This is a genomic window from Ruminococcus sp. 8Y-12 (assembly GCF_058119865.1).
This window is the reverse complement of sequence record NZ_CM176623.1, coordinates 2,868,198-2,882,884: the sequence shown is the minus strand read 5'-3', so window position 1 is coordinate 2,882,884 and position 14,687 is coordinate 2,868,198. Positions and strand designations below refer to the sequence as shown.

Here is a 14,687-nt window from a genome sequence, read left to right as displayed (position 1 = left end):
GGACGTCATATGGAATTACGGGTACTTCAGTATTTTTTGGCAATTGCCAGGGAGCAGAGCATTGTGCGGGCAGCAGAATCACTGCACCTTTCCCAACCCACTCTTTCAACCCAGATTAAAAATATGGAAAAAGAATTAGGAAAACAGCTCTTGATTCGCGGAACCAAAGGATCACGGAAAGTTACACTGACTGAAGAGGGAATGATTCTGCGGAAACGCGCAGAAGAAATATTGGATCTGGTTAAAAAGACAGAGAAAGAAATAACCATCGCCGACGATATCACTGTAGGTGATATCTATATCGGAGCCGGCGAGACAGATGCAATACGCCTGATTGCCAAAACTGCAAAAAAATTACAACAATCCTATCCCGGCATCCATTATCATATATCAAGCGGAAATTCTGAATTTGTCACAGAACGTCTGGAAAAAGGACTGATTGATTTTGGTCTGGTATTTACCAACATAGATTTAACAAGATTTGATGCACTGAAAATGCCTGACAGAGATGTTTGGGGTGTTCTCATGCGGAAAGATTCAGCTCTGGCACAGAAAGAATCCATTACTCCAAAGGATTTATGGGACAAGCCTTTGATTTTTTCACAGCAGGAGGATAAAGGGGGAAGTGTCACACAGTGGATAAAACGAAAAGCCTCTGATTTAAACATTGTAGCCACTTATAATCTTATATTTAATGCCTCCTTAATGGTGGATGAAGGTCTGGGGTATGCAATTACCTTTGACAGAATTATCAATACGACTGGTGACAGCAATCTTTGTTTCCGTCCACTAAACCCACAGCTTGAAAATGAGATGAGCATTATCTGGAAGAAATATCAGGTACTGCCAAAGCCTGCTGAAAAATTCATTGAGGCACTGCAGGAACAACTATACTTAGACAGTAATTAGATATTGTTGCAGAATCTACACTCTCCCCAAGGTGGGCTGCTTCTCTTGCAGCCCATTGGTATTCCTGCGAACGTGGAGATACTTTAGACATAAAAAAAGACAGCTGCCGCAATCAAGCGATATCTGTCTTCTCACTCTTCCCAAACTTTGTGGACAAGACCTGTCTTGGCCTTTCCGCCTGATCTTTATCCCAAGGCAGCACATCTCCAGGTTCCCGCAAATACTCCAGAATCTCCCATATACCGTCCCCTGTGTAGGAGCTGACCCGAAAGACCTTCTCACACCCGGCCAGCCTGAGCCACCGCTCCGCCTGGTCAGGGTTCCCCCTGGGCGAATCTATCTGGGTCACTATACCCACCACAGGTCTGCAGGAACTGGCAGTCACACATGGCGGATACAGGGAATAGGGTTCCTCTGAGCTGATCAAAAGCCCCACCACATCTGCCTCATAGGAGTAGAGGGCAAGGGCCCTGCCCAGCCGGTTTGTCTCCGCATACTCTCCCGGGGTGTCAATGACTACATCAAAATGATTGATATACTGGGTCTTGTGATAATGGATGGTATCCCCCTTCAAAGCTTGGCGCAGGGTAGTTTTCCCGCATTCACTGCGCCCCATCAAAATAATTTTCTTCATAGCACACCTACGTTCTGGTTACAGGACAGATGGTAAAGTCCAGCTTTTCCTCCAGATAGCGGTTGATCACCTGGATCGCTGCCTCCACCTCCGCTACCCTTCCGGTAAAAATCAAAGTTCCGCTGAAGCGGTCGATAAATCCCAAGTCAATATTTGCGCTCTTTACCGCCATATCTCCGGCTATGACGGATATCTCCGCCGGACTCATGCTCAGTATGCCAATGGCTGCCCTCTGATAATCCAACTGGGGGTCCAGTCCCAGCTTTCTGTACACAATAGGGTCTGGACTGGCAATGATATGGGCCAGCGTCACCTGTTTTCCTGGCACCAGCTCCTGGACAATGCGCATCTTCTGCTCACCGGACATGTTTAAATCATTCAGATTCATATGGTTTCTGCTCCTTATCTAAGGGGAAATACATCTGCTTATATTTCTCTATTTTCTTCCTTGCAAAGGTTCGTCTATGTATATACCATAATAATACAACAAAACCCCACATAATACAAGATCAAATTCATTTGTTTTTCTTCTAATGTGTTACTTCTATTCACAGTAACTCTATTCCTCTTTCGCCCATTCAAACGAGCAAGCCACCGCCCTTCTCCAGCCCTTTTGGAGCTTTCGGCGGTACTCCTCCTCCATCTCAGGCACAAATGTGCGCTCCAATGCCCAGTTTTGCTTCACATCCTCCTTGTTCTTCCAGTACCCCACAGCCAAGCCTGCCAGATAGGCCGCTCCCATAGCCGTGGTCTCAATACATCTGGGGCGCTCCACTCTGGTGTTCAGCAGATCTGCCTGAAACTGCATCAGGAAGTCGTTGGCGCAGGCTCCGCCGTCCACCTTCAACCCTCTCAGAGGAATTCCTGAATCCTGTTCCATGGCTGCAGTCAGGTCCCATACCTGATAAGCCAAAGATTCTACCGTGGCGCGGATCAGATGCTCCTTGCTGGTCCCTCTGGTAATGCCCACCACTGCCCCTCTCGCGTACTGGTCCCAGTAGGGAGCCCCAAGTCCGGTAAATGCTGGCACCACATAGACACCTCCCGTGTCCTCAACTGCCCGGCAGTATTCCTCACTCTGAGCCGCTGTCTTAAGCATGCGCAGCTCATCCCGAAGCCACTGGATAGCAGCTCCAGCCACAAAGACGCTTCCCTCCAGGGCGTACTGGACCTGCTCTTCCACACTGGCGGCAATGGTGGTAAGCAGTCCGTTTTCCGAACGCACCGCCTTTTCTCCGGTATTCATCAGTAGAAAGCAGCCTGTCCCGTAAGTATTTTTTACCTCTCCCGCCTCAAAACAGCACTGGCCGAACAGAGCTGCCTGCTGGTCCCCGGCAGCGCCGGCTATGGGAATTCCATGCCCCAGCATACTCTCCTCCGTGTATCCATAAATACAGCTGGAGGGAACCACCTTTGGCAACATCTGTACCGGAATGTCCAGCTTTTCCAGAATTTCCTCATCCCACCTGAGACGATGGATATCATACATCATGGTGCGGGAGGCATTGGTATAGTCAGTGACATGGACTTTTTTGCTGGTCAGATTCCAAATCAGCCAGGTATCCACAGTTCCAAAGAGCAGTTCTCCTCTTCTGGCCCTCTCTCTGGCCCCCTCCACGTGATCCAGAATCCATTTCAGCTTGCTTCCCGAAAAATAGGCGTCCGGAATCAGACCTGTCTTCTCTCTGATGACCTGGTCAAATCCCTCTGCCTTGAGTTTGTCTATAATGTCGGATGTACGCCTGCACTGCCACACTATGGCATTGTACACAGGTCTTCCTGTGGCCTTCTCCCACACAATCGTGGTCTCCCTCTGATTCGTGATTCCAATGGCCGCGATCTCCTCGGACGAGGCCCCGATCTTGCTCATGGCCTCCGTGGCCACACCGATTTGGGATGCCCATATTTCCATGGGATCATGCTCCACCCAGCCTGGTTTTGGGAAAATCTGCTCAAATTCCCTCTGAACCACACTGCGGATTCCTCCCTCTTTGTCAAACAAAATGCATCTGGAGCTGGTGGTTCCCTGATCCAGTGCCATCACGTATTTTCCCATACTTATCCTCCATTTTTTCCGTTCAATTTAAGCACGCTCCGTCGTACCTTTCTTAAATATGCTTTTTGTAGCCACCACCGGTACGCCTGTGCCAGCCGCATTTTCAAGCAAAACCTCTCCTTCTGCCACCGGCGCCTGTGCGGTTGCCCCCCTTAGGGCCAGCATGATCTCCCTGATTTTTCCCTTTGGGATATCTTCTGCCGTCTTCACCGAGACCACCGGCAGAGTCCCGTCTTTCACCCGGACCGTGGAGGTCACCACGCGGGTAGGATTCGTGCACTCTTTCTTTCCATACTCCTCGCCCTTTTTACAGGTATTCCCCTCCACTTTCCTCACATGGCCGCCCTCCAATGTCACGGTCAGGCTGCAGCCCAGCGGACAGCCAATACAGGTCAGTTCTCGTTTTTCCATTTTCACGCCTCCTCCACGCAGATTGTGATCTCTGTAAGTTCCGGATGCTTTAGCAGCTCCTCCCGCTTCAGCACTACCTGCTCCATCTCGCCTGGGGTCATGATCCTCCTCTTTCTGGAGAGCACCTGCTCTTTTTTATAATATACACCAAGACGGCAGTTCTTGTAAACATCTCCCACCCGAAAGCGGACCGTCAAATTTTCCTCCATGCGCTCCGGATGTATCCAGGCCGGAACCGTGTAGCGCACGCCATTCCCCGCAATCACCTCTATGACACGCCCGCCGTCTTTTCCCTCAGCTACGTATTGTGCAGCGCCCCTTCCCGCCGCACAAGCCTCCTGGGTTACAAAATCCACCAGGTCGTGTACGTGCAGCACGTTGCCGCAGGCAAAGACTCCCGGCACACTGGTTTCCATATTCTCACTGACCAAAGGCCCCTGGGAGGCATCGGACATGGCCAGATCCAGGCTCTGGGAGAGCTCATTCTCCGGAATCAGTCCCACAGACAGCAGCAGTGTGTCACAGGGAATATACTCCTCTGTCCCGGGAATGGGCTTTTTCTCATTATCTACTCGGGCCAGAGTCACTCCCGTTAGCCTTTTCTGTCCATGGATCTCCACAACCGTATGACTGAGTTTCAGAGGAATTTCATAATCCTCCAGACACTGGACAATGTTTCTCTTGAGGCCGCCTGAGTAAGGCATGAGCTCTGCCACCGCGTGAACCTTTGCCCCCTCCAGGGTCATCCTTCTGGCCATGATCAGCCCAATGTCCCCGGACCCTAAAATCACCGCTTCCCTTCCGGGCATTATCCCCTCAATATTCACCATCCTCTGGGCTGTTCCCGCTGAATAAATCCCAGCCGGCCGATATCCCGGAATGTTCAGGGCCCCCCTGGGCCGCTCCCGGCAGCCCATAGCCAGGATAACCGCCCTAGCCAGTACGGTAAAGATCCCCATGCGTTTATTGATCGCAGTCACCCTCTTGTATGTCTCAGAAGAGGAATCCTCTCCGTTCTTTTTACACGCGCCAATATCCAGCACCATGGTCTCCAGGAGAAAGGGAATCTTCTCCTCCAGAACCTCCTTTGTAAACCTGCCCGCATACTCCGGCCCGGTAAGCTCCTCTCCAAAGGTGTGCAGCCCGAAGCCACTGTGAATGCACTGATTTAATATCCCGCCCAATTCCCTCTCCCGCTCCAAAATCAGGATCTCTTCACACCCTGTTCTCCTGGCCGTAAGGGCTGCCGCCATTCCGGCTGGACCTCCCCCGATCACCACAATATCATAAATCCTGTCTTTATCCATGCCTATCCCTCCAATGCTTCCTTGTCATACCCGGTAACCAGTTGAGATCCCGGCCCGCATTTCGTAATCTCCGTGATGGGAACTCCAAGCTCCCTGGCCAGGATCTCCATGACCTTGGGGGAGCAAAAGCCCGCCTGGCACCTGCCCATTCCAGCCCTGGTTCTGCGCTTAATGCCGTCCAGGGATCTGGCTCCCAGGGGTCTTTGTATAGCATCCAGAATCTCCCCCTCTGTCACGGTCTCGCACCTGCAGACCACATTTCCATAGGCGGGATTTTTCTGAATCATTCTCTGCACTGTTTCCGGGTCCGCATCCCAAACCCGGACAATATCTTTTCTGACAGCAGTAAAGTCCTCCTTCTTTTCCGCCTTCAGTCTCTTAGCAATCATTCCGGCCAGCATCTCTCCCACTGCCGGGGCGCTGGTCAGTCCGGGGGATTCGATTCCGGCTGCATTGAAAAATCCGGGAACATCCTCTGCCTCCCCGATCACAAAGTCGTCCCCATCCTCGTGGGCCCGCAGTCCTGCAAAGGAGGTGATGGTCTGCTTAACCGGCACCTTTCCCACACTGTGGGCAGCTTTCCTGATTACCTCCTCCATTCCGCTGGCAGTTGTATCCGTCCCCTCCCGGTCCTCAATATCATTCGCCGTGGGTCCCACCATCAGGTTACCATGGACGGTGGGGGTTACCAAAACCCCCTTTCCAAGCGATGTGGGCAATTGAAATACTGTCTTATCCACCAAATGCCCAGCCTTTTTATCCAGCAGTACATATTCCCCTTTTCTGGGTGTAATATGAAGCTTTCGGCTGCTGACCATGTTATTGAATACATCCGCATATACACCCGCTGCATTGACTACCGCCCGCGTCCGAAAGGTTCCCCTGTCGGTGTTCAGAATAAATCCTGCCTTCTCTGCTGTTCCCTCCTTCCCCGCCTCTATCCCTCCTGTCCTGCAAATCTCATTGACGCAGGTGTCAAAGAAAAAACTCGTACCATTCACACAAGCGTTTTCCGCCAATGCGATATTCAGCTTAAAGGGGCATACGATCCCCCCGGAAGGTGCGTAAAGCATGGCTTTTGCCTCCCTGGAAATTCCCGGCTCAATCCGCCTCATCTCATCACCCCGGAGGATGCGAAGCCCCTCAACCCCATTTTTCATCCCCTGTCTGCGCAGGCCCTCCAGTCTGGGTATCTCCTCCTCATGAAAGCACAGCACCACAGATCCGTTTCTGCGAAATGGGAAATCCAGTTCCCGTGAAAGGGATTCCATCATCCGGTTTCCTCTCACATTCAGCTTGGCCTTCAGAGAGCCCGGGGTTGCGTCATGGCCTGCGTGGACAATGCCGCTGTTGGCCTTTGAAGTGCCGCAGCAGACATCCTCCTCCCTCTCCAAAACTGCCGTGTCCAGCTCATACCTGGACAACTCCCTGGCAATAGCACTCCCGATCACTCCCGCACCGATAATTACCACATCATACATCTTGCTCCTCCTCTCTGTGTTAAAAATTCAAATACGCCTACGTGTATTTGCAGCAAATCGCGCGTCATGCTACGCATAACAAAAATCATCTGCGCGCTTCTGCCCTCCGCCGGAGGCTTTATCTTTTTTTAAAGATAAAAAGATAAGCAAACAGCGCATGCCTCTGCACACGTCCCTTGCTTATCTCTTCTCTCCAGCAGCTCTATTCTGTTTTAACTATAGCAGCCATACAATCTCATTGGTGGTGGATATGGAAACCGCTCCGGCTCCCAAAGCTGCCATAATGTCCTCCTTGTCGGAAACCAGACCACCCGCAATCACAGGTCTTTTGGAAATCCGGCAGATCTTTGATATAATCTTCGGCGGCAGTACCCCGGGCATCAACTCCACCGCGTCCGGGTGAACAGCCTGTACCTGACGCTCAATCTGATCATAAGCCTTAGAATCAATGACAAAGAACCTCAAAACCGTGTAGAGTCCCAGTTCCCCGGCCCTCTTTACTATGGACGGCTTTGTGGTGAGAATTCCATCTGCAGCAGTATTTTGCTTTATATAGTCCACAGCCGCCTCTTTTCCACTCAGCCCTGCAATTAGGTCAATATGGACAAATACCAATTTCCCGGCTTCCCTGGCCCTGCGTACAATACCAGGAATGGAACAGACATCCCCGAACAGCACAAATACAATGCTGTTGTCCAGGGTCAGGCACTGTTCCAGCCCTCTTTCCTCTTTGACTGCCGTGATAATCGGACAGTCCTCCAGTATTTCCAATAATCTGCTCTTCATATCCGGTACCTTCTATGGATTTATTCTACCACCTTTGCGGCAAATTCACAATGGAATTTTGCAGTTCTTATATATGAGACTCCTCTAAATAAGCGACAGGGTGCGAAGCAGAAAAAGCCATCCGGTGAGCGTAAATGCGCTGAAAAGTGTGGTGAGCATCACTGTACTGGAGGTTAATGTTCCCTCATGCCCCATATTTTTCGCCATAACATAACAGCTCACAGTGGTTGCGGACCCCAACATGACCAGTATTGCCACCAGTTTTTCATTGGTGAATCCCATCTTTACCGCTATGGGAAGAAAGATGGCTGCCAAGGCCACCAGCTTAATAGTACTGGCTGCCGCCGCAGGTCCCAGCTTGGAGGTGGCCTGCTTCCATTCGAAGGAAGCCCCCATTGCCATCAAGCCCAAGGGGGTTGCCAAGACAGCCACGTATCCCACCGTTTTCTCCAGAGCATGGGGCATGGGCAGCTTCAGCAAGGACCAGATCATACCTGCCGCTATTCCCAATATAATGGGATTGGTTGCAATCCCTCTCAGCGTGTCTGTCAGGAGAGCTACACTCATCCTCTCCCTCCCGGGCTTCGCCACAGAGAGTACCACCACCGCCATCACATTGTAGAGCGGTACCGTAGCAATGATCATCAAAGGAGCCATCCCGGCATCCCCATATATATTTTGGATAAAAGCAATTCCCAGTATGGCCGCACTGCTGCGGTAGGAGGCCTGAATAAATTCTCCCTGATCCCCTTTGTCCCTGAGGAGAAAGGAAACTGCCGTGACAGCCAGAATACTCACCAGGGTGGCAGTAAAACAAAAGATAACAAATCTAGTATCCCATACCTGAAAAAAGTCCGCAGTGGCTAAATCCTGAAACACCAGCGCGGGAAGCGCTGCCTGAAAGACAAACCGGTTCATTTTTTTTACAAATACCGCGTCCATCAGCCCCACTTTTCGAAAAAGCCACCCCAAAATCATGATAAAGAAGATGGGAAGCGTGGCATTCAGGCTAAAAATCAAATTTTCCATAACTAAACTCCTTAGATTGATCGTTGTTACTGTTCACCCCAATTTCCGGCCATCCCTCCACCAACGTGTACATATCTGGGGGCATGGGTGCCTGTATCTGAAGCACCTTCCCTGTAAAAGGCTGGTGCAGCTTAGCTCTCCAGGCATGCAGTGCCGTTCTGCCAATCTCCGCTGAAGCCTCACCGTAAAGTTTGTCCCCCAAAAGCGGATGGCCCATCCAAGCCATATGTACCCGAATCTGATGGGTGCGTCCTGTAGCGATCCGAAGCCTTACCAGAGCCTTTTGATCCCTCTGCGCAACCACCTGGTACTTAGTAAGTGCCCTCTTCCCCTCCTGGCACACCTGCATTTTTATCAGGCTGTCTTCCTGCTTTCCGATGGACTGTTCAATCACTCCCTGTGTTTTCGAAAAACTGCCCTTGCAGACTGCCAGATATTCCTTGTAAAACAAACCTTCCGCCCTCTGCTGTGCCAGACGGGCCGCAGCCACCCGGTTTCTTGCAAAAAGTACCACCCCGGAGGTGTCCAGATCCAGCCTGCCCACAGACCGCACGACTCCTTCTACACCTCTGCTCTGGTAATAGGTATGTATCAAGTTTGCCAGTGTATCCCGGTAATGCCCGTGTGACGGATGTACCGGCATACCTGCAGGCTTATTTACAGCGCACAGATCCTCATCCTGATACAGAATCACAGGTTCTCCTTCCAGTGGAAGCAGATGCCTGGAGTCACTGCCAGCCTCCTCAAGGATTACTTCAATGCAGTCGTCCCCCTTCACCCTACTGTCAATCCGTCTGCGGACCTGATTGACACAGATTCCATTTTCACGGAATTTTGCCCTGCTGATCTCCCTGGCCGACAACCCCATCTCTTTTCTCAGCACATCCCTCAGGGTCATTTCTCCGCAGTCTTTCCCAATCTGAAAAAATATCTTTTTCTCCATCAGCCCCGCATTTTCTCCCGTATGGTCTCACCGTCCAAAGCCGCATAGACCAGGCTATCCCCCTGATATTGAAGCTTCAGTGAGAAGAAAGGGCGCTGCTGCTCCAGCAGCTCAAAAAATATCCGGTCCCCCTCCCACAGATTTAACGTTCCGATATCCCTCTTGGCAACCCACTCAAGAGTCCCCTCCCTGCATTCTGTCAGCTCTCCCTCATAGCCGTCTGCTGTGTAGAGAAAGATATACTCCGTCTCCCAGCCGTCGCAGAGGAAGGTAAGTATCCCTCTCATCCTGTAAGAGGTCAGTTTTAGCCCCGTCTCCTCAAATGCCTCCCGAACCAGGCATTCCTCCGGACTCTCATTTGCCTCTAACTTTCCGCCGATGCCGATCCATTTGTCTTTATTTACATCTACCTTTTTTTTAACGCGGTGAAGCATCAGATAGCTGTCATCCTTTTCTATGTAGCAAAGTGTAGTCAATACCATTATGTGTCTCCTCTTTCTTCTCTATTTCGTAACGGTTCAGTGCCTTCACAGTTACTATATTTCTTACTTTCCCTATTATAACGGAAATCGTATAAAATCACAAGAAAAGCTGCCGTACCACTCTCCTGATACGGCAGATTCGGTTGCTGTGCACACCCTTTTTATTCTTTCATCTTAGGTTTGAATATCAAACTGGCCAGGTATGAGAACACCAGGGCCGCGGATATTCCCACCGCGCTAGCGGTAAATCCCCCCATAAAGATTCCAATGAAACCGTCCGTCTCTATGGCCTTTTTTACGCCCTTCCACAGCGTATTGCCAAATCCCAGCAGCGGTACACTGGCTCCCGCTCCCGCAAACTCCTGAAATGGTCCGTAAAGATTGACTGCACCCAATAAAGCCCCTGCGCAGACCAAAATCACCATGACTCTTCCCGGCATCAGCTTTGTCTTTTCCAACAGTATCTGTACCAGGGCACAGATCAGCCCGCCTACCCAAAATGCATTGATATAGTCCATATTTGCCTCCTGCTCTTTTTCCTTCTGATCTCTTTTTTAACGCCCTCAGCAGTGCTCAATGACTACTCCGTGGGCGATTCCCGGAATGCTCTGTCCCTCGTTAAAACTGATGGTGGACAGCAGGGCCCCTGTGGGTACAAACAGAACCCTTCTGTAGCTCCCCTTTTCCAGTTTCGGCAAAATACTGGCCGCCAAAGTCACCGCAGAGCAGGCGCATCCGCTGCCGCCCGCATGTGTATCCTGGGTCTTCTGATCAAAAATTTCCATCCCACAGTCCATGTGGACCTTACTGATGTCAAATCCCTTCTCTTTGAGCAAATCTATCAGGATATTCTTTCCCACGTACCCCAGGTCCCCGGTAATGATCTTATCGTAATCCTCCGGCTGGCGGTTAAAGTCCATCAGATTCTGGTAAATGGTATCACAGGCCGCCGGAGCCATGCAGGCTCCCATATTCATGGAATCCTTCACTCCGAAATCTACGATTTTACCCGGGGTAACACCTGTAATGCGGGCGTGTCCTCCCTTGGGGGCAAGTACAAAGGCACCACTTCCTGTGACTGTCCAGGTAGCTGCAAGGGGACGCTGGTTTCCATATCCCAGGGGAAAGCGAAACTGTTTCTCCGCACTGGCAAAATGGCTGGAGGTGAGAGCCATAGTATAGTCCGCATACCCGGCGCTGACCGCCATGGCCCCCAATGCCAGGGATTCCCCACAGGTGGAACAGGCCCCGTAGAGGCCAAACAAGGGAATATTGAAGTCTGTGACTCCAAAAGATGTGGCGATCAGTTGTCCCAGCAGGTCCCCGCCGAACAGATACCGGATCTGGGTGGGAAGTAATTTGGCCTTTCCCAAAGCGGTCTGGGCTGCCTCTTTCTGCAGGGTGCTCTCAGCCTCCTCCCAGGTCTTTTCTCCAAGCATGGGCTCCTCACACACCAGGTCAAAGTGATTGCCAAGGGGGCCCTCCCCCTCCTTCTTTCCTACTATGGATGCATAACTGACAATGTGGGGGGCTTTTTCAAACTGTATACTCTGTTGTCCCATCATCTGATTCATCGCGTTTCCTCACTTCACTGATTTTTACAGTTAGTGTCCCTCACTTGCACAAAACTATGCAGATTTCCTTTAAGTATTTTCTTCCCCCCCTTGCATTCCCCAAAAGGTGGAATGGGTCAACCCATGCAAAAATATACTTATAACAATAATACAATCTACGGTGGATCTATGATTCCAAAACCCAACCTAAAAAAATGGACAGCGGCCGCCCTCATCCTTCTGGCTGCCTTCCTGGCCGGCCGCTTCCTTGCAAAGGCAGTGGAAACCTACCGCCCCGCCTCTGCCACTGTGCAGAACTCAGACGGAAACTGGGGCCTTAGCTTTCCGGAGGAGGGGAAACCTCCTGTAGCCAATGCCACCTTTGAAGAATTAAAGCAGTACGATGCCTACTATGCCAAAGATACTGAGGAGAAGGTGATCTATCTCACCTTTGACTGCGGATTTGAAAATGGAAATACCCCAGCCATCCTGGATGCTCTTAAAAAACATCAGGTACCTGCCACCTTTTTCGTAGTGGGAAATTATTTGGACACCAGTCCGGACTTGGTTAAACGCATGGTGGAAGAAGGACACATCGTGGGCAACCACACCTTCCACCACCCGGACATGTCCCAAATCTCCTCCTCGGACGCTTTTTCCAAAGAGATGAAGGATGTGGAGACTCTTTATAAAGAGATCACAGGCAAAGATATGGTCAAATACTACCGCCCTCCACAGGGAAAGTACAGCACGGAAAATCTGCAGATGGCCAAGGATCTGGGGTATAAGACCTTTTTCTGGAGTCTTGCCTATGTAGACTGGTATCAGGACCAGCAGCCCACCAAAGAGGAAGCCTTCAAAAAACTGTTGGGCAGAATCCACCCCGGCGCTATTGTACTCCTTCACAATACCTCCAGCACTAACGCTGCAATTTTAGATGAACTGCTGACAAAATGGGAAGAAATGGGATATACCTTCCAGTCCCTGGACCAGCTTGTATAGGAGTCGACAGGGCCGCTGCATAATGCAGCGGCCCCTTTTCTACTGAAAGGTTACGAGCTCCTCCAAAGGCCTGCGAAGATCTTCGTGCCTGTCCGGAGAGGCCGGCTCCCCCTGAGCGTATCCGATTGCCAGCAGGTTTACAGGCACCATTCCATCCGGGATGGAAAACTCTTGACGAATGACATCCTCCTTGAACCAGCACACCCAGAGACTACCCAGTCCCAGATCCGTGGCCTCCAGCATCATGTGGTCTGTCACAATACTAGCGTCAATATCTGTCAGTTTTTTGCCGTCATAGGGTCTTGTCCATGTCTTCTCAGGCTGGCTGCACACAATAATCACCACCGGTGCCCCATACGTCCTGGCTGCCTTGTCCAGCTTTTTCCTTCCCTGTTGACTTGTCACCACAATCAGGTGCTGGGGCTGTTTATTGGCGCCTGTAGGCGCCACCCGCCCTGCTTCCAGAATCTTTCGAAGCTTTTCCTCCTCCACAGGCTGATCCTTATATGCCCGCACAGAATACCTTTTTTTTGCCAATGTCAGGAAATCCATCTCTCATCCTCCTTGTTTCAAGTTTATACAAGCTAAATTTCAAAAGTATCCCCTGTTGATATGTACTGAATCTGCTCACCCATGGCCTCTCTCAGCCCCCGGTAAGCCTCCTCCCCGGTACAATGACAGGTAAAATAGTTGGTGGGGCGTTTTTTTAGCTCCACCGACAGCTGCAGGATTCTATCCCGGGGCTCTGTCTGTCCGGATCTTGGGGCATAGAGATGAAAGCCGGAAATCACAGCATCCATGTATGTCCCAGCCAGCTCCTCCGCCCTGTTTAACAGATTTAAAATCCCTCCGTGGGCACATCCGCCCACCAGCACCCATTTTCCATCCACATGAAGTATCATGCTCTGCTCATGTGCAAAGTCATCGGGTACCATCCTCTCCCCAGCCTGCGTCATCAGACGGCCGTTGAAAAGCGGTGCCAGTTCACTACCGCAGGGACTGGTAAAGAGCAGCATCTCCTCATCAATACGCATAAGCGGCGGAGTAAGCACCACTCTTGGATTCCCTCTCAGCTTCTTTGGCACACCGATAAAATGCGATTTATTCTGGTCTATGGAAAAATGCGGTTGAAAAACATCCGGTCTCATATACACCCTGGCCTGTTTGTTTTTTTCGAGAAACGCCTCCATTCCCCCGCCGTGGTCCGAGTGGCCGTGGGAAAGGATTCCAATGTCCGCCTCCCTCAAATCAATCCCAAGAGCCTCTGCATTTTGCTCCAGCACTGCCCCATCCGGGCCAAAATCAAACAGGATACGGTGTCTTCCTGTGTCCACCATCAGGCTCAGACCATGCTTTGCCGCAAGCTCCTGTCCAGGTGACGTATTTTCAACAATAACGGTTACTCTCACAGATTATCCCTCCCCCTTCTCTCGCTTCCCCTACACTTTATCATATTCAGAAAAATCTTGCAAACCTTTAAACCACCCCGGTTACCTTTAAAATCCAATAGATAAAGCCCAGGACCCAGCTGGAAAATATGCCGTAGAGAATGACAGGTCCTGCAATGGTAAAGATCTTGCATCCGATGCCAAACACCTGCCCCTCCTTCTGGAACTCAATGGCCGGGGCTGCCACAGAGTTTGCAAACCCGGTAATCGGAACCAGCGTCCCGGCACCAGCAAATTTTGCAAGCTTAGGGTAGATATTGAAGCCTGTGAGAATCACGCTTAAAAGCACCAAGATCATAGAGCACCAGCCCCCTGAGGTATCCTTGTCCAGACCCAGTTTTTCACAGTAGTTGAGAATAAACTGTCCAATCACACAGATGATTCCTCCCACCAAAAATGCCTTTGCCATATTCAGGGGCAGACTGTGGGTTGGTGTCATCTGCTTTACATACTCGTTATACTTTTGATTTTTTTGCTCTTTTAATACATCTGCCATATTTGTTCTCTCCTTTTCGATTCCCGCGAGCAACGAGCCAAGCAGTCATGCTTGCACGGCTATTTGGCGACTGCCGCGAGGGTCAGACTGTAGACAAACTACATTTTTGTGCTGGGTGCTCCAGCCATGAATTTCACAGAGCGGCGACTT

Annotated in this window: 17 protein-coding genes; 2 read left to right on the top strand and 15 right to left on the bottom strand. The window is 50.8% G+C overall.

Features of this window, described 5'->3' with window-relative positions:
• Window positions 1-9 precede the first annotated feature (9 nt).
• The gene (locus tag AC0THY_RS10850) at window positions 10-909 is read left to right on the top strand and encodes a LysR family transcriptional regulator (RefSeq protein WP_489990622.1); all 900 of its coding nucleotides are present in this window, start codon (window positions 10-12) and stop codon (window positions 907-909) included.
• A gap of 112 nt (window positions 910-1,021) precedes the next feature.
• On the opposite strand, the gene AC0THY_RS10845 is transcribed toward AC0THY_RS10850, so the two are convergent.
• The 12 genes from AC0THY_RS10845 to spoVAD all read right to left on the bottom strand — a co-directional run bounded on the left by AC0THY_RS10845 (window position 1,022) and on the right by spoVAD (window position 11,612).
• Entirely contained in the window at window positions 1,022-1,543 is a 522-nt protein-coding gene (locus tag AC0THY_RS10845; protein WP_489990621.1) for a EutP/PduV family microcompartment system protein, read from the bottom strand.
• 7 nt (window positions 1,544-1,550) lie between these two features.
• Window positions 1,551-1,931 (bottom strand): BMC domain-containing protein, encoded by a 381-nt coding sequence (locus tag AC0THY_RS10840; RefSeq protein WP_489990620.1) that lies wholly within the window; start codon window positions 1,929-1,931, stop codon window positions 1,551-1,553.
• 171 nt (window positions 1,932-2,102) lie between these two features.
• Entirely contained in the window at window positions 2,103-3,599 is a 1,497-nt protein-coding gene (gene glpK, locus AC0THY_RS10835) for a glycerol kinase GlpK (protein ID WP_489990619.1), read from the bottom strand.
• Between the two features lie 27 nt (window positions 3,600-3,626).
• A complete protein-coding gene (locus tag AC0THY_RS10830; protein WP_489990618.1) occupies window positions 3,627-4,010 on the bottom strand; it encodes a DUF1667 domain-containing protein in 384 nt (127 codons plus the stop codon).
• A 2-nt stretch (window positions 4,011-4,012) separates the two neighbouring features.
• Window positions 4,013-5,317 carry an NAD(P)/FAD-dependent oxidoreductase gene (locus AC0THY_RS10825; RefSeq protein ID WP_489990617.1) on the bottom strand — a complete coding sequence of 435 codons (1,305 nt, stop codon included), beginning with the start codon at window positions 5,315-5,317 and terminating at the stop codon, window positions 4,013-4,015.
• 2 nt (window positions 5,318-5,319) lie between these two features.
• Entirely contained in the window at window positions 5,320-6,798 is a 1,479-nt protein-coding gene (locus AC0THY_RS10820) for an NAD(P)/FAD-dependent oxidoreductase (RefSeq protein WP_489990616.1), read from the bottom strand.
• Between the two features lie 216 nt (window positions 6,799-7,014).
• Window positions 7,015-7,584: a glycerol-3-phosphate responsive antiterminator gene (locus tag AC0THY_RS10815; protein WP_489990615.1), complete on the bottom strand. Its 570-nt coding sequence runs from the start codon at window positions 7,582-7,584 to the stop codon at window positions 7,015-7,017.
• 84 nt (window positions 7,585-7,668) lie between these two features.
• Complete coding sequence (locus AC0THY_RS10810) at window positions 7,669-8,613, bottom strand: AEC family transporter (protein WP_489990614.1); 945 nt, start codon at window positions 8,611-8,613, stop codon at window positions 7,669-7,671.
• On the bottom strand, window positions 8,594-9,556 hold the full coding sequence (locus AC0THY_RS10805; protein WP_489990613.1) for an RluA family pseudouridine synthase: 963 nt from the start codon (window positions 9,554-9,556) through the stop codon (window positions 8,594-8,596). The genes AC0THY_RS10810 and AC0THY_RS10805 overlap by 20 nt, the downstream gene beginning before the upstream one ends.
• Window positions 9,556-10,038, bottom strand: a complete 483-nt coding sequence (locus AC0THY_RS10800; protein WP_489990612.1) for an NUDIX hydrolase — start codon at window positions 10,036-10,038, stop codon at window positions 9,556-9,558. Before AC0THY_RS10800 ends, AC0THY_RS10805 begins: the two co-directional genes overlap by 1 nt.
• A gap of 161 nt (window positions 10,039-10,199) precedes the next feature.
• Window positions 10,200-10,556, bottom strand: coding sequence for a SpoVA/SpoVAEb family sporulation membrane protein (locus AC0THY_RS10795; RefSeq protein WP_489990611.1), 357 nt, complete (start codon window positions 10,554-10,556; stop codon window positions 10,200-10,202).
• Window positions 10,557-10,601: 45 nt separating this feature from the next.
• Window positions 10,602-11,612: a stage V sporulation protein AD gene (spoVAD, locus tag AC0THY_RS10790; RefSeq protein WP_489990610.1), complete on the bottom strand. Its 1,011-nt coding sequence runs from the start codon at window positions 11,610-11,612 to the stop codon at window positions 10,602-10,604.
• A gap of 168 nt (window positions 11,613-11,780) precedes the next feature.
• Between spoVAD and pdaA the strand changes: the two genes are divergently transcribed.
• Window positions 11,781-12,593, top strand: coding sequence for a delta-lactam-biosynthetic de-N-acetylase (pdaA, locus tag AC0THY_RS10785; protein WP_489994179.1), 813 nt, complete (start codon window positions 11,781-11,783; stop codon window positions 12,591-12,593).
• 39 nt (window positions 12,594-12,632) lie between these two features.
• Here pdaA and AC0THY_RS10780 read toward each other — a convergent pair whose 3' ends face one another.
• The 3 genes from AC0THY_RS10780 to AC0THY_RS10770 form a co-directional block, all read right to left on the bottom strand.
• Window positions 12,633-13,145, bottom strand: a complete 513-nt coding sequence (locus AC0THY_RS10780) for a nitroreductase family protein (RefSeq protein WP_489990609.1) — start codon at window positions 13,143-13,145, stop codon at window positions 12,633-12,635.
• Between the two features lie 32 nt (window positions 13,146-13,177).
• Window positions 13,178-14,002: an MBL fold metallo-hydrolase gene (locus tag AC0THY_RS10775; protein ID WP_489990608.1), complete on the bottom strand. Its 825-nt coding sequence runs from the start codon at window positions 14,000-14,002 to the stop codon at window positions 13,178-13,180.
• Window positions 14,003-14,069: 67 nt separating this feature from the next.
• Complete coding sequence (locus tag AC0THY_RS10770; protein WP_489990607.1) at window positions 14,070-14,537, bottom strand: SpoVA/SpoVAEb family sporulation membrane protein; 468 nt, start codon at window positions 14,535-14,537, stop codon at window positions 14,070-14,072.
• Window positions 14,538-14,687: the final 150 nt, after the last annotated feature.

Bases quoted from the DNA above. Each gene is read 5' to 3' on its own strand.
- AC0THY_RS10850 (WP_489990622.1), top strand. From the start codon at position 10: ATGGAATTACGGGTACTTCAGTATTTTTTGGCAATTGCCAGGGAGCAG.
- AC0THY_RS10845 (WP_489990621.1), bottom strand. From the start codon at position 1,543: ATGAAGAAAATTATTTTGATGGGGCGCAGTGAATGCGGGAAAACTACC.
- AC0THY_RS10840 (WP_489990620.1), bottom strand. From the start codon at position 1,931: ATGAATCTGAATGATTTAAACATGTCCGGTGAGCAGAAGATGCGCATT.
- glpK (WP_489990619.1), bottom strand. From the start codon at position 3,599: ATGGGAAAATACGTGATGGCACTGGATCAGGGAACCACCAGCTCCAGA.
- AC0THY_RS10830 (WP_489990618.1), bottom strand. From the start codon at position 4,010: ATGGAAAAACGAGAACTGACCTGTATTGGCTGTCCGCTGGGCTGCAGC.
- AC0THY_RS10825 (WP_489990617.1), bottom strand. From the start codon at position 5,317: ATGGATAAAGACAGGATTTATGATATTGTGGTGATCGGGGGAGGTCCA.
- AC0THY_RS10820 (WP_489990616.1), bottom strand. From the start codon at position 6,798: ATGTATGATGTGGTAATTATCGGTGCGGGAGTGATCGGGAGTGCTATT.
- AC0THY_RS10815 (WP_489990615.1), bottom strand. From the start codon at position 7,584: ATGAAGAGCAGATTATTGGAAATACTGGAGGACTGTCCGATTATCACG.
- AC0THY_RS10810 (WP_489990614.1), bottom strand. From the start codon at position 8,613: ATGGAAAATTTGATTTTTAGCCTGAATGCCACGCTTCCCATCTTCTTT.
- AC0THY_RS10805 (WP_489990613.1), bottom strand. From the start codon at position 9,556: ATGGAGAAAAAGATATTTTTTCAGATTGGGAAAGACTGCGGAGAAATG.
- AC0THY_RS10800 (WP_489990612.1), bottom strand. From the start codon at position 10,038: ATGGTATTGACTACACTTTGCTACATAGAAAAGGATGACAGCTATCTG.
- AC0THY_RS10795 (WP_489990611.1), bottom strand. From the start codon at position 10,556: ATGGACTATATCAATGCATTTTGGGTAGGCGGGCTGATCTGTGCCCTG.
- spoVAD (WP_489990610.1), bottom strand. From the start codon at position 11,612: ATGAATCAGATGATGGGACAACAGAGTATACAGTTTGAAAAAGCCCCC.
- pdaA (WP_489994179.1), top strand. From the start codon at position 11,781: ATGATTCCAAAACCCAACCTAAAAAAATGGACAGCGGCCGCCCTCATC.
- AC0THY_RS10780 (WP_489990609.1), bottom strand. From the start codon at position 13,145: ATGGATTTCCTGACATTGGCAAAAAAAAGGTATTCTGTGCGGGCATAT.
- AC0THY_RS10770 (WP_489990607.1), bottom strand. From the start codon at position 14,537: ATGGCAGATGTATTAAAAGAGCAAAAAAATCAAAAGTATAACGAGTAT.